This is a genomic window from Bradyrhizobium sp., from assembly GCF_049581145.1.
GTDB lineage: Bacteria > Pseudomonadota > Alphaproteobacteria > Rhizobiales > Xanthobacteraceae > Bradyrhizobium.
In genome coordinates this window covers 1-1,783 of the sequence record NZ_JBAURI010000454.1, presented here as the reverse complement: position 1 = coordinate 1,783, position 1,783 = coordinate 1, and the positions used below count along the sequence as shown (strand labels likewise).

The 1,783-nt window shown below is 63.9% G+C and carries 1 protein-coding gene; it reads left to right on the top strand.

Annotated elements, in window-relative coordinates:
* The first annotated feature begins 265 nt into the window (after positions 1-265).
* Positions 266-1,453, top strand: a complete 1,188-nt coding sequence (locus WCB02_RS14685) for an amidohydrolase family protein (protein WP_423958945.1) — start codon at positions 266-268, stop codon at positions 1,451-1,453.
* Positions 1,454-1,783: the final 330 nt, after the last annotated feature.

The window sequence follows — 1,783 nt, the reverse complement described above, 5'->3', positions numbered from 1 at the left end:
GCCTTGCGCCGGGACCCATGCCGGGTGATCTCTCATTGTCGAAATGCTGTTCGACCATTGCTCGCAAAATAGGCGCCTGTGGTCATGGGTCCCGGCGCGAGGCCGGGACGAGGCCGATGTTGGATTGGCGCAGGTGATGGCGTGTCCCCGGCGTGGACGCCTTCTCAATCTCATCCGGCTGCGTTTCATCAAGTTTTGATATGAAGCTTTGCTGGACAAATCCCGCCCGGCATCTGGTAGCCTCACCAAAAACGGGAGGATGACCATGATGAATCGACGCCAGTTTGTCACCACCGGCGCCGCCGGCGTAGCGCTGTTCGGTCATGTGCGCGGAGCCCGTGCCGCAACCTACGACCTGATCATCAAGGGCGGGCGTGTCATCGATCCTTCGATGGAACTCGACGCGGTGCGCGACGTGGCGATCGCGCAGGGCCGGATCGTGGCGGTCGCGGAAAATATCCCGGGCGATGCGGCCGAGACGATCGACGCGCAGGGCAAGATCGTGGCCCCTGGCCTGGTCGACATCCACACCCATGCCGGCAAGAGCAAGGAAGGGCCTTCGATGTGCCTGCGGGATGGCGTGACCTGCTGGGTCGATGCCGGCTCCGGCGGCGCCGACAATATCGATCAGGTCGCCGCCGTCGCCCGCGGCGCGCCGCAGCTCGGCCGCATCCTGGTGAACATCGCCCGCACCGGCGTCGTCACGCCCGCGGGCGAGCTGCATGACCTCGCCAGCGCCAATGTCGCGCTGGCGCAAGGCGCGATCGCGCGCAACCGTGATGTCGTGGTCGGCGTCAAGGCGCGGCTGTCGAACAACGTCGCCGGGTCCAACGATCTCGAGGCGTTGCGGCGGGCGCAGGAGGCTGCCGCACCGTTCAATCTCCCGGTCATGATCCATGTCGGCCAGAATTATTCGCCGCTGCGGTCCATTCTTGCGCTACTCAAGCGCGGCGACATCGTCACCCACATGTACGCGCCGGGCGTGAACGGCATCCTCGACGACAAGGGCGTACTGATACCCGAAGTGATGGCCGCGCGCCGCCGTGGCGTCTTGTTCGATTTCGGCAACGGCACCGCCGGTCATTTCGATTGGGATACCGTAGACAAGGCAACGAAGCAGGGCCTGTGGCCGGACACTTTCTCGACCGACTGGAACGTGACGTCGAAGACCACGGGTGTCGTCGATCTGCCCAATGTGATGTCAAAATTCATCATGTATGGCATATCGCTCAGCCAGATCATCGCCTGCGCCACCGTCAACGCCGCGCGCATCTTTCCGTCCTTCGACGACCGCGGCACGCTCAATGTCGGTGCGCCCGCCGATGTCGCGATCATGGAGCTGCGCGAGGGCAGTTTCGATTTCCTCGACAACTACGAGGGCGTCCGCAGCGGCAAGCAGCGGCTGTTTCCGGCGGGAGTCGTGCTGGCGGGCAAGAGCGTGGCCCACGTCTGATAAGGGTGGCCTCGATAGGTGACTCGTCATGCGCGGGCCTGACCCGCGCATCTATCGAAGACAGTCCTTGGTTTCGACGTGATGGATTGCGGGGCAAGCCGAGACAACCCGGTCATGATGAGGGTAGTCCACATGTGAACGACCCACAGCGGACGCGGTGAGTGGTGGCGTCGCAATGCGGAAGGCGAGGGCCCCGCCGCACGGCGCGCGGCGGGACCATTTTTGATCTAATCGATTATTCAGACTGATTTGCGACCGGCCGGGACGTCGAGACGCCTGGCCTCAGTCTTGCTTCAGGACGTCGACGCCCTCTTCGCGGACCGCCTGGAG

Bases quoted from the DNA above. Each gene is read 5' to 3' on its own strand.
- WCB02_RS14685 (WP_423958945.1), top strand. From the start codon at position 266: ATGATGAATCGACGCCAGTTTGTCACCACCGGCGCCGCCGGCGTAGCG.